Origin of the sequence: Klebsiella sp. Lac1, assembly GCF_009825425.1 — a bacterium.
Classification (GTDB): Bacteria; Pseudomonadota; Gammaproteobacteria; order Enterobacterales; family Enterobacteriaceae; genus Klebsiella; species Klebsiella electrica.
Window position 1 is genome coordinate 1,886,587 of the sequence record NZ_VJZJ01000001.1, and the last position, 14,284, is coordinate 1,900,870.

At 52.0% G+C, this 14,284-nt stretch carries 22 protein-coding genes and 2 pseudogenes; 19 read left to right on the forward strand and 5 right to left on the reverse strand.

Annotation, left to right across the window (positions count from 1 at the left end; translation table 11 throughout):
• Positions 1-43 precede the first annotated feature (43 nt).
• Together FNY10_RS08995 and FNY10_RS27295 are read right to left on the reverse strand one after the other, a co-directional pair.
• On the reverse strand, positions 44-319 hold the full coding sequence (locus FNY10_RS08995) for a hypothetical protein (protein WP_160704814.1): 276 nt from the start codon (positions 317-319) through the stop codon (positions 44-46).
• Between the two features lies 1 nt (position 320).
• Positions 321-539 carry a carph-isopro domain-containing protein gene (locus FNY10_RS27295; RefSeq protein ID WP_160704812.1) on the reverse strand — a complete coding sequence of 73 codons (219 nt, stop codon included), beginning with the start codon at positions 537-539 and terminating at the stop codon, positions 321-323.
• Positions 540-654: 115 nt separating this feature from the next.
• Here FNY10_RS27295 and FNY10_RS09005 point away from each other — a divergent pair, with 115 nt between their 5' ends.
• The 19 genes and pseudogenes from FNY10_RS09005 to uspE all read left to right on the forward strand — a co-directional run bounded on the left by FNY10_RS09005 (position 655) and on the right by uspE (position 10,646).
• Positions 655-1,374: a S24 family peptidase gene (locus tag FNY10_RS09005; protein WP_160704810.1), complete on the forward strand. Its 720-nt coding sequence runs from the start codon at positions 655-657 to the stop codon at positions 1,372-1,374.
• Positions 1,375-1,526: 152 nt separating this feature from the next.
• Complete coding sequence (locus tag FNY10_RS09010; protein ID WP_160704808.1) at positions 1,527-1,733, forward strand: hypothetical protein; 207 nt, start codon at positions 1,527-1,529, stop codon at positions 1,731-1,733.
• 199 nt (positions 1,734-1,932) lie between these two features.
• A complete protein-coding gene (locus FNY10_RS09015) occupies positions 1,933-2,148 on the forward strand; it encodes a hypothetical protein (protein WP_160704806.1) in 216 nt (71 codons plus the stop codon).
• Between the two features lie 206 nt (positions 2,149-2,354).
• Positions 2,355-2,579, forward strand: coding sequence for a hypothetical protein (locus FNY10_RS09020; RefSeq protein WP_202395523.1), 225 nt, complete (start codon positions 2,355-2,357; stop codon positions 2,577-2,579).
• Complete coding sequence (locus FNY10_RS09025) at positions 2,536-2,919, forward strand: hypothetical protein (RefSeq protein WP_160704804.1); 384 nt, start codon at positions 2,536-2,538, stop codon at positions 2,917-2,919. The genes FNY10_RS09020 and FNY10_RS09025 overlap by 44 nt, the downstream gene beginning before the upstream one ends.
• Entirely contained in the window at positions 2,919-3,131 is a 213-nt protein-coding gene (locus FNY10_RS26605; RefSeq protein WP_202395497.1) for a hypothetical protein, read from the forward strand. The genes FNY10_RS09025 and FNY10_RS26605 overlap by 1 nt, the downstream gene beginning before the upstream one ends.
• A 189-nt stretch (positions 3,132-3,320) precedes the next feature.
• Positions 3,321-3,752 carry a hypothetical protein gene (locus tag FNY10_RS09035; protein ID WP_160704802.1) on the forward strand — a complete coding sequence of 144 codons (432 nt, stop codon included), beginning with the start codon at positions 3,321-3,323 and terminating at the stop codon, positions 3,750-3,752.
• 49 nt (positions 3,753-3,801) lie between these two features.
• Positions 3,802-4,320, forward strand: coding sequence for a hypothetical protein (locus FNY10_RS09040; protein ID WP_160704800.1), 519 nt, complete (start codon positions 3,802-3,804; stop codon positions 4,318-4,320).
• Between the two features lie 11 nt (positions 4,321-4,331).
• Complete coding sequence (locus tag FNY10_RS09045; RefSeq protein WP_160704798.1) at positions 4,332-4,571, forward strand: hypothetical protein; 240 nt, start codon at positions 4,332-4,334, stop codon at positions 4,569-4,571.
• A 1-nt stretch (position 4,572) separates the two neighbouring features.
• Positions 4,573-5,370, forward strand: a complete 798-nt coding sequence (locus FNY10_RS09050) for a Rha family transcriptional regulator (protein ID WP_227699359.1) — start codon at positions 4,573-4,575, stop codon at positions 5,368-5,370.
• The gene (locus FNY10_RS09055; RefSeq protein ID WP_160704796.1) at positions 5,363-5,797 is read left to right on the forward strand and encodes a hypothetical protein; all 435 of its coding nucleotides are present in this window, start codon (positions 5,363-5,365) and stop codon (positions 5,795-5,797) included. The genes FNY10_RS09050 and FNY10_RS09055 overlap by 8 nt, the downstream gene beginning before the upstream one ends.
• Positions 5,798-5,902: 105 nt before the next feature.
• On the forward strand, positions 5,903-6,127 hold the full coding sequence (locus FNY10_RS09060) for a hypothetical protein (RefSeq protein WP_160704794.1): 225 nt from the start codon (positions 5,903-5,905) through the stop codon (positions 6,125-6,127).
• 242 nt (positions 6,128-6,369) lie between these two features.
• Positions 6,370-6,603: a hypothetical protein gene (locus tag FNY10_RS09065; RefSeq protein ID WP_160704883.1), complete on the forward strand. Its 234-nt coding sequence runs from the start codon at positions 6,370-6,372 to the stop codon at positions 6,601-6,603.
• Between the two features lie 35 nt (positions 6,604-6,638).
• Positions 6,639-6,776 (forward strand): annotated as a pseudogene (locus tag FNY10_RS26860) (ClpX C4-type zinc finger protein); the annotation flags it as partial.
• A gap of 274 nt (positions 6,777-7,050) precedes the next feature.
• A complete protein-coding gene (locus FNY10_RS09075; RefSeq protein WP_071057016.1) occupies positions 7,051-7,314 on the forward strand; it encodes a pyocin activator PrtN family protein in 264 nt (87 codons plus the stop codon).
• Positions 7,315-7,437: 123 nt separating this feature from the next.
• Positions 7,438-7,890, forward strand: a pseudogene (locus FNY10_RS09080) (AbgT family transporter); the annotation flags it as partial.
• Positions 7,891-8,092: 202 nt separating this feature from the next.
• The gene (ogt, locus tag FNY10_RS09085) at positions 8,093-8,608 is read left to right on the forward strand and encodes a methylated-DNA--[protein]-cysteine S-methyltransferase (RefSeq protein WP_160704792.1); all 516 of its coding nucleotides are present in this window, start codon (positions 8,093-8,095) and stop codon (positions 8,606-8,608) included.
• Positions 8,609-8,803: 195 nt separating this feature from the next.
• Positions 8,804-9,556: a fumarate/nitrate reduction transcriptional regulator Fnr gene (gene fnr, locus FNY10_RS09090; protein WP_004862555.1), complete on the forward strand. Its 753-nt coding sequence runs from the start codon at positions 8,804-8,806 to the stop codon at positions 9,554-9,556.
• A gap of 139 nt (positions 9,557-9,695) precedes the next feature.
• Positions 9,696-10,646: a universal stress protein UspE gene (gene uspE, locus FNY10_RS09095; protein ID WP_100685073.1), complete on the forward strand. Its 951-nt coding sequence runs from the start codon at positions 9,696-9,698 to the stop codon at positions 10,644-10,646.
• Between the two features lie 148 nt (positions 10,647-10,794).
• Here the strand turns inward: uspE and FNY10_RS09100 are convergent, their stop codons facing one another.
• The 3 genes from FNY10_RS09100 to pntA form a co-directional block, all read right to left on the reverse strand.
• Positions 10,795-10,983 carry a YdiH family protein gene (locus FNY10_RS09100; RefSeq protein ID WP_131049641.1) on the reverse strand — a complete coding sequence of 63 codons (189 nt, stop codon included), beginning with the start codon at positions 10,981-10,983 and terminating at the stop codon, positions 10,795-10,797.
• A 148-nt stretch (positions 10,984-11,131) separates the two neighbouring features.
• Positions 11,132-12,520: a Re/Si-specific NAD(P)(+) transhydrogenase subunit beta gene (gene pntB / locus FNY10_RS09105; RefSeq protein WP_100685074.1), complete on the reverse strand. Its 1,389-nt coding sequence runs from the start codon at positions 12,518-12,520 to the stop codon at positions 11,132-11,134.
• Between the two features lie 10 nt (positions 12,521-12,530).
• Positions 12,531-14,060, reverse strand: a complete 1,530-nt coding sequence (gene pntA, locus FNY10_RS09110; RefSeq protein ID WP_141964510.1) for a Re/Si-specific NAD(P)(+) transhydrogenase subunit alpha — start codon at positions 14,058-14,060, stop codon at positions 12,531-12,533.
• Positions 14,061-14,284: the final 224 nt, after the last annotated feature.

Here is a 14,284-nt window from a genome sequence, read left to right on the forward strand (position 1 = left end):
TGATATGGTTTTTCATGAAATAACTCCTGAGGTCATTTCAAAATCAGTGCTCGAAGTCAGAACAGGCCGGGTTGAGTGCCACCACCTCTACCCGGCTTTTTCTTCCCAGCCTTTCGCTCTGCAGATGTTGTTTGCCCCAGAGCCCATTGACGAGCTCGAAAGAGACAATCATCGAATATCGCCCCTTTACGGCTCGCCTGAGAGCTTCTACGGTAATAATCAACGCCGTGTTCAGCCCCCCCCCTGCGACGCTTTCAGAGAAGCCTTCAGCGACAAGCGACGCTGTGATGTGCTTGCGAATGAAGCATTCTGGTGACATGTCACACCTCCGGGCTGGGGTGCGGGAATAGCTTTGGTTTGTCTGGCCTTAGCTCGTGAGCTGGAATTCCCGTAGCCGCAGAAACGTCAGGGACGTGATCCACGCCAACCAATCCAACCTTTCTCCATCGAGATACCGACGGCTGCTTAACTCCAACCGCTCTTGCTAGGGCGTTTACACCGCCAGCCGCATCAATAGCTCTTTCAATCGCTGATTTCATAGTTGTGCTTAACCGTGTTTGTTAGCTATTGGGGAATGATAGCAATTGCTATTGGAATAGACAATAGACTTGTTTATTATGCGAAGCTAAAATGTGATAGCGGAGGCTATAAACTATGCAAGAAAGTACACTTAAGACGCTCGCAGATAGACTTAACTACGCGATGCAAGAGATGGGAATGAGTCAGGGGGCGTTGGCGAAAGCGGCCAACATGGCGCAGCCTACTGTATGGCGTATATCGTCGGGTAATGCCAGAGGAACAACCAGGATTGTTGATCTTGCCAATGCTCTCGGGGTCCGCCCAGAGTGGCTTTCAGATGGCAGCGGCCCCATGAGACCATTATCAGCCCATGAACTCCCAAAAGACAAAGAGTCTATTGGTGTAAAAACGTGGGACAGAAACACCCCTTTAGGAGATGATGAAGTGGAGGTTCCTTTCCTGAAAGATATTGAGTTTGCTTGTGGTAACGGACGTATCGGCAATGAGGACTACAACGGATACAAGCTGCGTTTCTCAAAGTCAACATTGCGACGAATAGGAGCAAGTTCAGACGGGCATGGGATACTGTGTTTCCCTGCCCGCGGGGATAGCATGGAGCCAGTAATACCTGACGGTACAACGGTCGCAATCAACACTGAAGACAAAAAAATAGTGGATGGCAAAATTTATGCTATCAGCGAGGATGGGTGGAAACGCATAAAAATACTGTATCGCACAGGGCCTGAAACCGTAAGCATTCGGAGTTATAATTCACTGGAGCACCCAGCCGAAGATAAGCCACTGAACAAAATAGAAATAATAGGCCGAGTGTTTTGGTACTCAGTTCTAATTTGATTAACCTTCAACATCAAAAGCCGCTACTGCGGCTTTTTTTATTTTTAATATCAATACGTTAAATTTCAATAGCAAAATAAATAGAATTTGCTATTGCCATAAATAATAGCATCCCCTATCATCTGTTCATCGACAAACAAGGAGTCAACGAGATGAACAGCGACCCTGCTCCATTCTTTAACGGCCTTTCTTTACAGCCTGTAGATGCTCTGAAAAACATATCTTCACTTATTGAGGCTGGTTGTTTATTAACGGCATCAACCAGTACTGAGCATGAAGAGATTGGCGATATTATTATTTGGTTAGCTCGCGACTATGCAAATGCTGCACACGCTTACGCTCTGGAGGTTGCAAAATGAAGCCCAGCACAACCAACCACCCGAACCTCATTAGCGCAATGGAATACACTAATAACGTATGTGCCCTACTCGTGGCTATTGAGTTAAGCGCTGAACAACTTGACGCGGAAACAATTAAAGATGCAACCAACGGGATTCGCTACTTGGCTTCGCGTGCATATGAAGAACTCGAATGCGTTAAGAATTCCGAGGTGAGCAAATGAATAATCCTATTCAGATGTTAGAAACTGTCTCGGCGGATATTATCGAAAACAAAGTGCTTCTTGAGATTATTTACAAAAACAGCAACGAGGACCACGAAACTGATTGCGCAATGGCTTGCTTGATTCGTTCAATGCAAAAAACTCTGGATACCACGAATGAATTTATTAAAACGTTAAGTGAGCCACCTGCGAACAGCAAGAATGTGAAGTAATCGGCATCGAAGTGAAATTGAATTAATCAAGCCGAATGTAATTACATCTTAATCGGTGGGGAATCCTTCACTCTAAATTTTATAAGGGGGGTTGTTGTGAGCTTCATTATCGACCGCGCGGCATATAAATCAGCCCGCCTGTACGCAGAAAGCGGACATGAAATTATTGCTGGTCTTTATCTGCGCAAAGCCTACGGGAGGTCAGCGTGAGCGCCCAATCCAACGGAATAAGCAATGTGACATTACAGGAAGCAAGTATTGCCACAGAAAGATTAATGCATCTGATTCAGACCATCGCGGAGAACTATTACGAAATGGAAGACGGGCAGCGCTGGAGTCTTTTGCAAATTGCTTACGACATGTCCGCAGATATTGACGGACAAATGAATGTCTTGGAGGAAAGAAACGGTGGAAAGACAAAACGCAATTGAAACACATCGGCGTAGAATTACAAATGCAGCCCTTTCGCGACTTAAAAGAAAAACCGGAGGCAATCTCCTGATTGTGAAACTTCCCGGCGGTAAAATAGAAACTGTGGAAATCACCCAATCATTTATGCATCAACTTTTATTGCGCTTTGAGGGTTTGACCTATGGCGAGTACGGTCGCACGGAAGGCGATCAGGTAATTAAGGCCGCCTATCAGAACGCTATCGAAGTTAATAAAAATACGGAGTACCTGACCGAGTCAGGGAAGCTAATAGTCGATGAACTGTTAAAAGAAGTTGCCGACTATGTGAAAGAGAAATATATCAGCGGAGGAATTAACTGATGACTAATTTACCCCCCCCTATTACACACGAAAAAGTGCAGGTCGTTATGACGATTGAAAACGGCCAGGTAATTGATACCCGCAAAGTTCGTGATAACGAGTTGATCGCCAGCATGGATACCTTCTTCTGGATGGCAAAGAAAGCCGGATATCAGGTGATCGCCCCTAATCAGGAGGGAGCCAGTGGCACTAACAGCAATACGCATTCCTGAACGGGTCCACCTGCAGGCGCTGCAGGTCCTGCTGCGGTACCGGCGCCGGAGGATATTCCCGAGGCGGATACGCCGCACCGGACATCTCAGCCTGAAGGTTAACCCACGCTGGCGGCTGTTATCGAAAGACGATGGTCGGAACTGGGTAGTGATGAGCCATTCCACGTACAACCGGGAGATAGAAAGCAAATGATCGATAACCGCACCGCCAGCGCCATTGACCTGGCATTACAGAAGCACCACACGCCAGTCGGCGACCTGTACGCCGCTATTCGTCACGGACGTATGAAGCGCTGCTTTAGCCGCGGCACCGCCATTATCTGGCTGGCGCACTTCCTGACATCGCACGCCTTTGCATGTTCAGGATTCCGCCAGCACCATCCGGACGTTCAGGCCACCCACCCGCTGAAACCTGAGCTGACACACTGGCAACGTGGTGGCGTCACTGTGGAATATTTCAATGCTCACCGTCGAACCATTCGCCGGCTGCGGCGGATCCTTGCCCGCAAACGTGAAATGCAGAAATGGTGCGAAAAATGGGATGCCATGCACGACCGCTACGTGAAAGAGCGCGAAGAACTTCAGGCCAGCAAACCAGCAGAGGTGCGCAATGCTTCTTAACATGCTTAACCCGGAACCAACCTCAACAGGGATCCGGTCTGGAAACCGGGTGATTGGTTACTCCGCTGCTATTCGCCTGCTGGATAACGGTCGCTATGACAAACACCTCGCCGAAGGTATGGAAATTCTGGCCTGCATCATGGAGGCGGTCGAAAGCAGCTGGATCACGCTCAACATCGAGAAGCAAATCATCGTCTGGCGTTGGTTGCTCGCCGCGGTATTCATTACCGAGGAGCGGGAGAAGAACGGGACTGTAGACGTTCCGAACGACGAAGGTGGCGTCGATGAAGCCGTTATCTACTCCGGGGAGCATGGCGCAATCAGCGTCTATCCTGGGCCGGAGCGCTTTGCACTCGCTAACCACATCGAGGCAGGCGCCATTGAGAAATACGGACCCGACCTTGGTCAGCGGCTGGCGCTGCGGATGTATCAGGACATGGTTGTTGCAGACGATGAATGCGGATTCAGGCTGTCCGCTATGGGCCGGGAGGGTTTCAACATGCTGCATGACGGCTTTATCGAGCAAATCCAGACTGAAGGCATGCCAGACATGCCGGTTATGCACTGAGGGAAATGATGATGGCAAAGAAAGCACGCAGAAACAGCACGGCGCAAGGATACGCAGGAATGACGATGGCGCAGTTTTTCCACAGCCACATCCGGTCAGACAACAGTAATGCCACTGATTACGCGAGTCTTCGGCATGGGCTTCACGACGCCGTAAAACCAGTCTCTGAAGGGGTGGTATGCATGCAACTGACTCGCAATCAACGCCGACTGGCGAAAAAGCTCGGAATTGAACTGAAGGAGGCTGAATAACATGAATATGAAATCCGTCAACGGCGTACTGATGATGAGCAGCAGTGAAATCGCAGTGGTTACCGATAAAGAACCTAAGCATGTTGTTCGCGACATCAAAACAATGCTGGAACAACTGGGTATCTATGGTCCAAATCTGGACGATAATGATTTTAAAGGTTTTTTCATTTCATATAAGGATTACTGCGGACGTACTGTTATTGATGAAATCTGGCTAAACGAAGACCTTTCGATGACGCTCATTACAGGTTATGACCCAAAGCGCCGACTGGCCCTCATTGAACAATGGCAAGGTATGAAAAAGGTGCTTGAGCAGCCGCGCATTGAAGCGCCGACAACATATCAGACGGCAGACATGCTCTCACTGGCTCGGGTCGTAGCTGAAGCAACGGCATCAGCGACGATGAAAGCCGTGATGGAAGTTATGGGGAGTAATCTGATTTCTGCAACACCAGGAGAACCCAAGCCACTTCATGTCGATCATGCCGCCCAAACGGCGCAGGAAGAAACCAAAGAACCCGAGTATGTACCAGTACATAAGGTTTCCTGGGCTGCCGGGATGTCGGACGCTACCTGCCGTCGGCTCGTCAGCTTTTACGACTTACCGAATTGCCAGCTCGATGGCGTTCGTGGGCTTTGCGTGCATCGCGCATTTTTCATGTCCGCGGTCGAAGTCCTGATTAAGGGGTCCACTCCACCAGCCAAGGGCCGCAAGCGCTGGCAGCATCCGGAGTTCGGCGGCTTTGAGCTGCGCAAAGATCCGGCGGAGATCTTCTGCGAGGGCGATCACGGTGAATAACGTTATCTGGCTGCCATCAGCCACAATCACCCAGGCCCACCAGCAGGCGCTGACCTGGGTGTGTGATGCGTATCTGTTCTATCTGGTCAGCCTGCACCGCCGCCCGGTCTATCGTCACCAGTACGGCGATATTTCGCTTAACCAGCCAGCGCTGCAGGGGTTCATTGATTCCTACCTCAAGGATAAAGGGTGGAGTCTGGAGCGGCGCCGTTCGCACTACATTAGCATTCTGGACCTCATTAAATATATGCATCGCAGCAATTCGAAATTTATCGACTGGGGAACAGTGCCAGCCCTTACCCCTCGTGGGATCCGCTGGATGAATGCCTGCCTCTCCCGGCTGGGTGAAATGGTTAACAGCTATGGCGGGTGGAAAGGATATATCGCAGCAGTAGAGGAGGTGCAGACCAATGAAAAAGGTATCTGAACTAGCGTTGTTCACTCTGTTTTTCTCCAGCCTTTCGGGGCTGGGGTTTGCGGCGGGTGTCTGCTGTTTCTTCGGCATTGCCCGATTACTGGCGAGGACTCTGGCATGAAAATCGAATATCAGGACCACGGATCCGTTGCAAATATTGTGGTCACCAGCACGGTGTTTGAATTCCGCCGGCACAACCGAGCGATTGATGTTGCTCTCTTTTTGGTTCCCGGCATGACCAGCAATAGCTGCGGATTTTTCATCATGAAAACGGTACTGAGTGGCCAGACAAAGCACGCCCTCCGGGCCTACAAACATCTGATGCGGGAGGCAAAGCGATGAGCATCAGCGAAAAACGGCTTAAAGCAATTGCCGATGGTGAACCTTTCTTCCCGGGCGAGGTGGTAGCGATGGCTCTTGAGCTTCTGGTGAACACTAAAGAAACATTGCAGCCGGAATATCCAGAAACGCTCCCCTGCCCGGTCATTCTTGAACCCGGCTTCCGGTTCGGTAAAGGCGTTGGTACTCATCTGGTTCTGCGAGCACTTAAGAACCGCGCCGAACGTTACGCAGAGTTGGATGCTATGGGTCCAGAGGCCCGCGCAGAGCATGATGCCGCTATCGCTGAACTCAGGCAGAAGCTGGGCTTTGGTGCTCCGGCGAAAACAGCCGTGCAGATTAAGTTGCCGGGGCTGCCAAAACTCGGTTCTGACGCTGAATGGTATCAAGGGTTTGCCGCCGGCGCCGGAAGTATGCGCGAGGCATGTGCGGCCACGCTGATTTCTGCGGGCGTTGAAATTATTGGGGAGGAAAAGTGATGGCTATCTATAACAACCTGGATAAATGGCGCCATATGCCTCAGCGCGAACCGGACCCAAAAACGGTTTGCAACTTCTGCAAACAGGTTACCGCTGAAGACAAACTGATCTCCGGGCCCTGCGTGAACATCTGCACCGAATGCGTCGACCTCTGCAACGACATTATTGCCGATCGGCAGGACGTACACCGCCAAAAGACAATTGAGGAGATAGCAAAAACTCTCTGTGAGCGCGACATGGCTCTGGTGGCCGAAAGAGCCATTGCGCTTGCCAGCGGCATTTTTGATGCCGGCTATCGCAAGGAGGTGAATTGATGGACTGGCCTACAGCATTCAGCATCGTCGGTGTTGCGTTTGCCATTTCCTGGATGTTTCGGAGCCTTTGACATGAAAAGAGAATTTGAAGTGTGGTGTCACTGTCGTGGACTGGAAGTAGTGTGAGGTGAAGATGAATACGATGTTTTTATTAATGGCCGAGTACGGGTCTGCTACCGTGCCACTCAGTCAGGTGTGTGAAAAGTATTTTGGGCTGAAGTCAGCAACAGCAGAAAAACGCGCCGCTATGGGGGATCTCCCTATCCCAACCTTCCGCGCAGCAGAGAGCCAAAAGGCCCCTCGCATGATCCACATTCAGGACCTTGCTAACCATATCGATGCGCAGCTGAAAAAAGGCCGCGACCTGCTGGAACAGATGAAATGCGGTAATCAGTGACACAGTAACCGGTACTCCGGATGCCGCCAATTGTGTAGCATCCGGTTTTATTTTTGCATCAAACAGGACCCCTAAAGCATCCCACAATAACACATTTCATTGTTTTAATTGATTATTCATACCATGTTTAACTGGAGCAATATGGGGAAATTTATGGCCGTGGGGCTGACTGATTTACTGGAACAAGCGGGAATGAACGGCGTGCCGGCCTTTGTTGGCCTGGCGTTGCTGTCGGCATTTCTCTGTATGTTCATCGCCAGCGGCTCGGCAATCTGGTCCATTCTGGCGCCGATCTTTGTGCCGATGTTTATGCTGCTCGGGTTTCATCCGGCCTTTGCACAGATTCTGTTCCGCATCGCGGATTCGTCGGTCCTGCCACTGGCGCCGGTATCGCCGTTTGTCCCGCTGTTTCTTGGTTTCCTGCAGCGCTATCGATCGGATGCGAAACTCGGCACCTATTATTCACTCGTTTTGCCTTATCCGCTGATATTCCTCGTCGTGTGGCTACTGATGCTGGTGATATGGTATTGGCTGGGTTTACCCATCGGTCCGGGAATTTACCCGCGCCTGTCGTGAAAAAGCGGGTGGTCGCAACCAGGTCACCCTCCGCCGCGCGCGTGACGAGGCACTTCACCACCTGGGGAGCAACGTAGTCGTTTTTTTAAAATCGGCACAGCGGTGGATTATCTTTCAGGAGTATAGTTGCCGGAACGGAGCGCGTGATATCTTGTCAATGTAGCGCATAATTATCTGGTTAATCAGGTAACAAGGAGAAACGATGCTGGTACTGCTGCAGGACAAAATCGACACCCCGCTGGGGCCGTTATGGATTCTATGCGACGAGCAGTTTCGCCTGCGCGCCGTCGAGTGGGACGAGCATAGCGACCGTATGACGCAACTGCTTGATCTGCACTACCGTGATGAAGGTTATCAGCGCATCGATGCCCGCAATCCCGGCGGGCTGAGTCACCAGCTTGATGCCTACTTCGCCGGCGATCTCGGCATCATCGAAACGCTGCCGACGGCAACGGCAGGCACCCCTTTTCAACGTGAAGTCTGGCAAGCCCTGCGCACCATTCCCTGCGGCCAGGTGATGCATTACGGCCAGCTGGCGGAAGTACTGGGGCGCCCAGGCGCGGCGCGCGCGGTCGGCACGGCCAACGGCTCAAACCCAGTCAGTATAGTCGTGCCCTGCCACCGTGTCATTGGGCGAAACGGCACCATGACCGGCTATGCCGGCGGCGTGCAGCGGAAAGAGTGGTTATTGCGCCATGAGGGGTATCTGCTTCTTTAACGCTACGTGCTTTTTATCGGAAGTTTCAGGCAATTTTACAATAAGGCTCATGTGAATATTGCATTAGTTATCAATGAGATAAAAGTGGTAAAAGTTTTACCCTTTTAATATTACGTGTTTCACGGGTTCGAGGCTTACCTGCTCACCAAAAAGATGTTAAAATTGACCAATATCAATTAAGGCTTGAGCAGACTTATGATCCCGGAAAAGAGAATTATACGACGCATTCAGTCTGGCGGTTGCGCAATCCATTGTCAGGATTGCAGCATCAGTCAGCTTTGCATCCCTTTTACTCTGAACGAGCACGAGCTTGATCAGCTGGATAATATCATCGAGCGTAAAAAGCCAATCCAGAAAGGGCAAACCTTATTCAAAGCTGGTGATGAGCTGAAATCTCTGTATGCGATTCGTTCTGGTACCATCAAAAGCTATACCATTACCGAACAAGGTGACGAGCAGATTACCGGCTTCCACCTCGCGGGTGATTTGGTTGGCTTTGACGCCATCGGTACCGCGCTGCATCCGAGCTTTGCCCAGGCGCTGGAAACCTCAATGGTCTGCGAAATCCCTTTCGAAACCCTGGACGACCTTTCCGGTAAAATGCCGAATCTGCGCCAGCAGATGATGCGTCTGATGAGCGGCGAGATCAAAGGCGACCAGGATATGATCCTGCTGCTTTCCAAAAAGAATGCGGAAGAGCGCCTGGCGGCCTTTATTTATAATTTGTCCCGTCGTTTCGCCCAGCGCGGTTTCTCGCCTCGTGAATTCCGCCTGACGATGACCCGCGGCGATATCGGCAACTATCTCGGTCTGACCGTCGAAACCATCAGCCGCCTGCTGGGTCGTTTCCAGAAAAGCGGCATGCTGGCGGTAAAAGGCAAATACATCACCATCGAAAATAGCGACCTGCTTGCTCAGCTCGCAGGTCAGGCCCGCAACGTCGCCTGATTCCTCTTTATCCCCCCGCCAGATCGCTCATTTTTTTTCTGATTTGTTGATCTGGCCAGGGTCATCCCCTGTTTCATTTCATCCATATGGGTTATCTTTTTAATTACAGACTGTAGTTACAGTTGTAAGGAGACCCTGTATGGCGAAGTATCAGAACATGCTGGTAGTAATCGACCCCAATCAGGACGACCAGCCTGCATTGCGGCGCGCGGTGTATCTACACCAACGGATTGGTGGACGCATCAAAGCCTTTTTGCCGATCTACGATTTTTCCTATGAGATGACGACCCTGCTGTCGCCCGACGAGCGAACGGCGATGCGCCAGGGCGTTATCAGCCAACGTAGCGCCTGGATCAAAGAACAGGCCCGCTTTTATATTGAGTCCGGCATTCCTATTGATATTAAGGTGGTGTGGCACAATCGCCCCTTCGAAGCCATTATTCAGGAAATCCTCAGCGACAAACACGATTTGCTGCTGAAAATGGCGCACCAGCATGACAAGCTGGAGGCCGTTATTTTCACCCCGACCGACTGGCATCTGCTGCGTAAATGTCCATGTCCGGTCTGGATGGTTAAAGATCAGCCGTGGCCGGAAGGCGGCAAGGCGCTGGTGGCCGTCAATCTCGCCAGCGAAGAAAATTACCACGACGCGTTAAACGAAAAACTGGTTAAAGAAACCCTCGAACTGGCGGACCAGGTCAACCATACCGAAGTCCATCTGGTGGGGGCCTACCCGGTAACGCCGATTAATATCGCTATCGAACTACCCGATTTTGACCCCAGTATCTACAACGATGCCATTCGCGGTCAGCATCTGCTGGCCATGAAGGCCCTGCGGCAAAAATTCGGCATTGATGAAAACCGTACCCACGTTGAAAAAGGGCTACCGGAAGAGGTCATTCCTGACCTGTCTGAACACCTGCAGGCGGGAATTGTCGTTCTGGGCACCGTCGGACGTACCGGACTGTCAGCGGCCTTTCTTGGTAATACCGCCGAGCAGGTCATCGACCATCTGCGCTGCGACCTGCTGGTTCTCAAACCTGAGCAGTACAAAACGCCGGTTGAAATGGATGACGAGGACGACGATTAATCCTCGCGGGTTGATGCGGTATAAAACATGTTCCCCTGCTTCGGCGGGGGATTTTTTTAGCGCTTACTCGTCCGCTGTCTTCCCGGCTAGCGAAAAAACAAAGGGCCTTACGGCCCCGTCATTGACAATATAGACACAGCAACAGTTTTTAATGGATACCTAAGCGCCAGGCATGATCGATCTCTTCTTTCAGCTCGCTGGAGGAGAGCGACATCAAATCAGCAAACTCCAGCTCAAGAAGTTTGAATTTTTTCAGGTACTGCGCGGGGGTTAATACTGTTGGGTCGCGACGCAGAAACTCGATTGCCATTTGCGCCGGGGTTAATTCGGTATCCATAATATCCTCAGAGTGATGAAAAAACAGGCTTAGTATAGCACTGCGGCCTGACGATTTTATGAGCAATTCATGACCTTGCTGTATATATAAAAAAGCCGTCTCAGCAGAGACGGCTTCAGAATCAAACATTATTTAGGATGGCAAACCATTACAACGCTTTCAGAATCGCGTCGACGCTGGCTTTCGCATCGCCAAACAGCATATGGGTGTTCTCTTTGAAGAACAGCGGGTTCTGAACACCGGCATAGCCTGTGTTCATCGAACGCTTAAAGACCACCACATTTTGCGCTTTCCACACTTCCAGCACCGGCATCCCGGCGATAGGACTCTTCGGATCGTCCTGCGCCGCCGGGTTAACGGTGTCGTTGGCGCCGATAACCAGCACGGTATCGGTATCGGTGAAATCGTCGTTGATCTCATCCATTTCCAGCACCACGTCGTACGGCACTTTCGCTTCCGCCAGCAGCACGTTCATATGCCCTGGCAAACGACCGGCAACCGGATGAATACCAAAGCGCACCTTGATGCCGCGAGCGCGCAACCTTTCGGTGATTTCAGCCACCGGATACTGCGCCTGCGCCACCGCCATACCGTAGCCTGGGGTGATGATCACCGAGTGCGAGTTTTTCAGCATTTCCGCGGTTTCTTCAGCGCTGATTTCGCGGTGTTCGCCCACTTCTTCATCGCTACCGGTCGAGGACCCATCGGTGCCAAAACCGCCGGCAATCACGCTGAAGAATGAGCGGTTCATCGCCTTACACATAATGTAAGACAGAATCGCACCCGACGAACCTACCAGCGCCCCGGTCACAATCAGCAGGTCGTTGCTGAGCATAAAGCCCGCCGCCGCCGCCGCCCAACCCGAGTAGGAGTTCAGCATTGAGACCACGACCGGCATATCTGCCCCGCCGATCGACGCCACCAGATGCCAGCCAAAGGCCAGCGCGATGACCGTCATCACCAGCAGCGCCAGAACCTGAGTTCCGGTGCTGTCGGTACGAACAAAGGCTACCAGCAGCAGGAAGGAAACCACCAACGCCGCCAGGTTCAGCTTATGGCGCTGCGGCAGCATCAGCGGTTTAGACGAAATCTTGCCGCGCAATTTGCCAAAGGCCACAATCGAACCGGTGAAGGTCACCGCACCGATGAAGATGCCGAGGAACACTTCCGTCAGGTGAATATTCACCAGGATCTGTTCCATACCCGCTTCGTGATGCAGGTAGCTGTTAAAGCCTACCAGCACCGCGGCCAGGCCGACAAAGCTGTGCAGTACGGCAACCAGCTCCGGCATTTCGGTCATTTCAACTTTCTTCGCCAGGCGAATACCAATCGCGCCGCCGATCACCATCGCCAGGATTATCCATGCCACGTTGCCGGTATCCGGCCCGAGAATGGTCGCCAGCAGCGCGATAGCCATCCCGGCCATCCCGAACAGGTTGCCCTGCTTCGAGGTTTCGTGCTTTGACAGCCCCGCAAGGCTAAAAATAAACAGAATAGCGGCAACAATGTATGCAGCTGTAACTAATCCTCCAGACATGTGCTACCCCTTAGTTCTTGCGGAACATTTTCAGCATGCGCTGAGTAACGGTGAAACCACCAAAAATATTAATGCTGGCGATCAGCACCGCGATAAAACTCAGGAAGCTGACCCAGCCACCGTGGCCTATCTGCAGTAATGCTCCGACAACGATAATCCCTGAAATCGCGTTGGTCACCGACATCAGCGGCGTGTGCAGCGCATGAGAAACGTTCCATACCACGTAATAACCCACCACGCAGGAGAGCGCGAAAACGGTAAAGTGACCGAGGAACTCCTTCGGCGCCACGTTCGCCAGCCAGCCAAACAGAATAATCACCAGCGCCATCAGCGCGTATTTGCGCCACGGAGAGGCTGGTTTTTCTGCTTCTTTCGGCGCATCAGCAGGCTTGGCCGCCGCCTGCGGCTGGGCAGAAACCTGAATCGGCGGCGCAGGCCAGGTGACTTCGCCTTCACGAACCACCGTCACGCCACGCACCACGACATCGTCAAAATCGATGGCGATATTGCCGTCTTTCTCTTTGCACAGCAGCTTCAGCAGGTTGACCAGGTTAGTCCCGTACAGCTGCGAGGACTGCGTCGGCAGACGGCCAGGCAGGTCGGTATAGCCGATGATCTTCACGCCGTTGGCGGTAGTCACCACTTCGCCAGGCACGGTGTACTCACAGTTGCCGCCGTTCTGCGATGCCAGGTCGACCACCACGCTGCCCGCGGTCATCGAGTCGACCATTTCGCGGGTAATCAGCTTCGGTGCCGGTTTGCCCGGGATCAGGGCCGTGGTGACGATGATGTCCACCTCTTTGGCCTGCGCGGCAAACAGCGCCATTTCAGCTTTGATAAAGGCTTCGGACATCACTTTGGCATAGCCGTCGCCGCTGCCCGCCTCTTCTTTAAAGTCCAGCTCCAGAAACTCGGCGCCCATACTCTGCACCTGCTCTTTCACTTCTGGACGCGTATCGAACGCACGGACAATCGCGCCGAGGCTGTTCGCCGCGCCGATAGCCGCCAGTCCGGCGACGCCGGCGCCAATAACCATGACCTTCGCCGGCGGGACTTTCCCGGCAGCGGTGATCTGGCCGGTAAAGAAGCGGCCAAATTCGTGAGCCGCTTCTACAATCGCGCGATAGCCGGCAATGTTGGCCATCGAGCTGAGCGCATCCAGCGACTGGGCGCGGGAAATACGCGGCACCGAATCCATCGCCATCACGTTGATGTCGCGAGCCGCTAATTTCTGCATCAACTCAGGATTTTGCGCCGGCCAGATAAAGCTCACCAACGTAGTGCCCGGATTGAGTAATGCAATTTCATGTTCTTCCGGTGCGTTCACCTTCAGAATAATGGATGACTGCCAGACTTCAGCGGTGTCTACAACTTCAGCACCCGCCTGGACAAAGGCTTCGTCATCGAAACTTGCCAGATGACCCGCGCCGCTTTCAACGGCAACGGTAAACCCGAGTTTTAGCAGCTGCTCCACCGTTTTCGGCGTGGCAGCGACGCGGGTTTCATTGGCAAACCGTTCTTTTGGTACCCCGATACGCATAGTTTTCCCTTCCATCGGTTTTTGATGATGGTTGTTCTTTTCTTACAGACGACGGTTAAGCGGCAAAACATGCCGTTTCTTTGCCATTGACTGAAAAAATGAAACAGTAACAAACTTTTTATAACCTACTGAAAATAGCGATTGTGATCTACTGCGATAAAACAGAAATTTTGATTTTATTGGTAAAACGCATCGTGAACCGTGTCAGGCAGCAATATTTACCT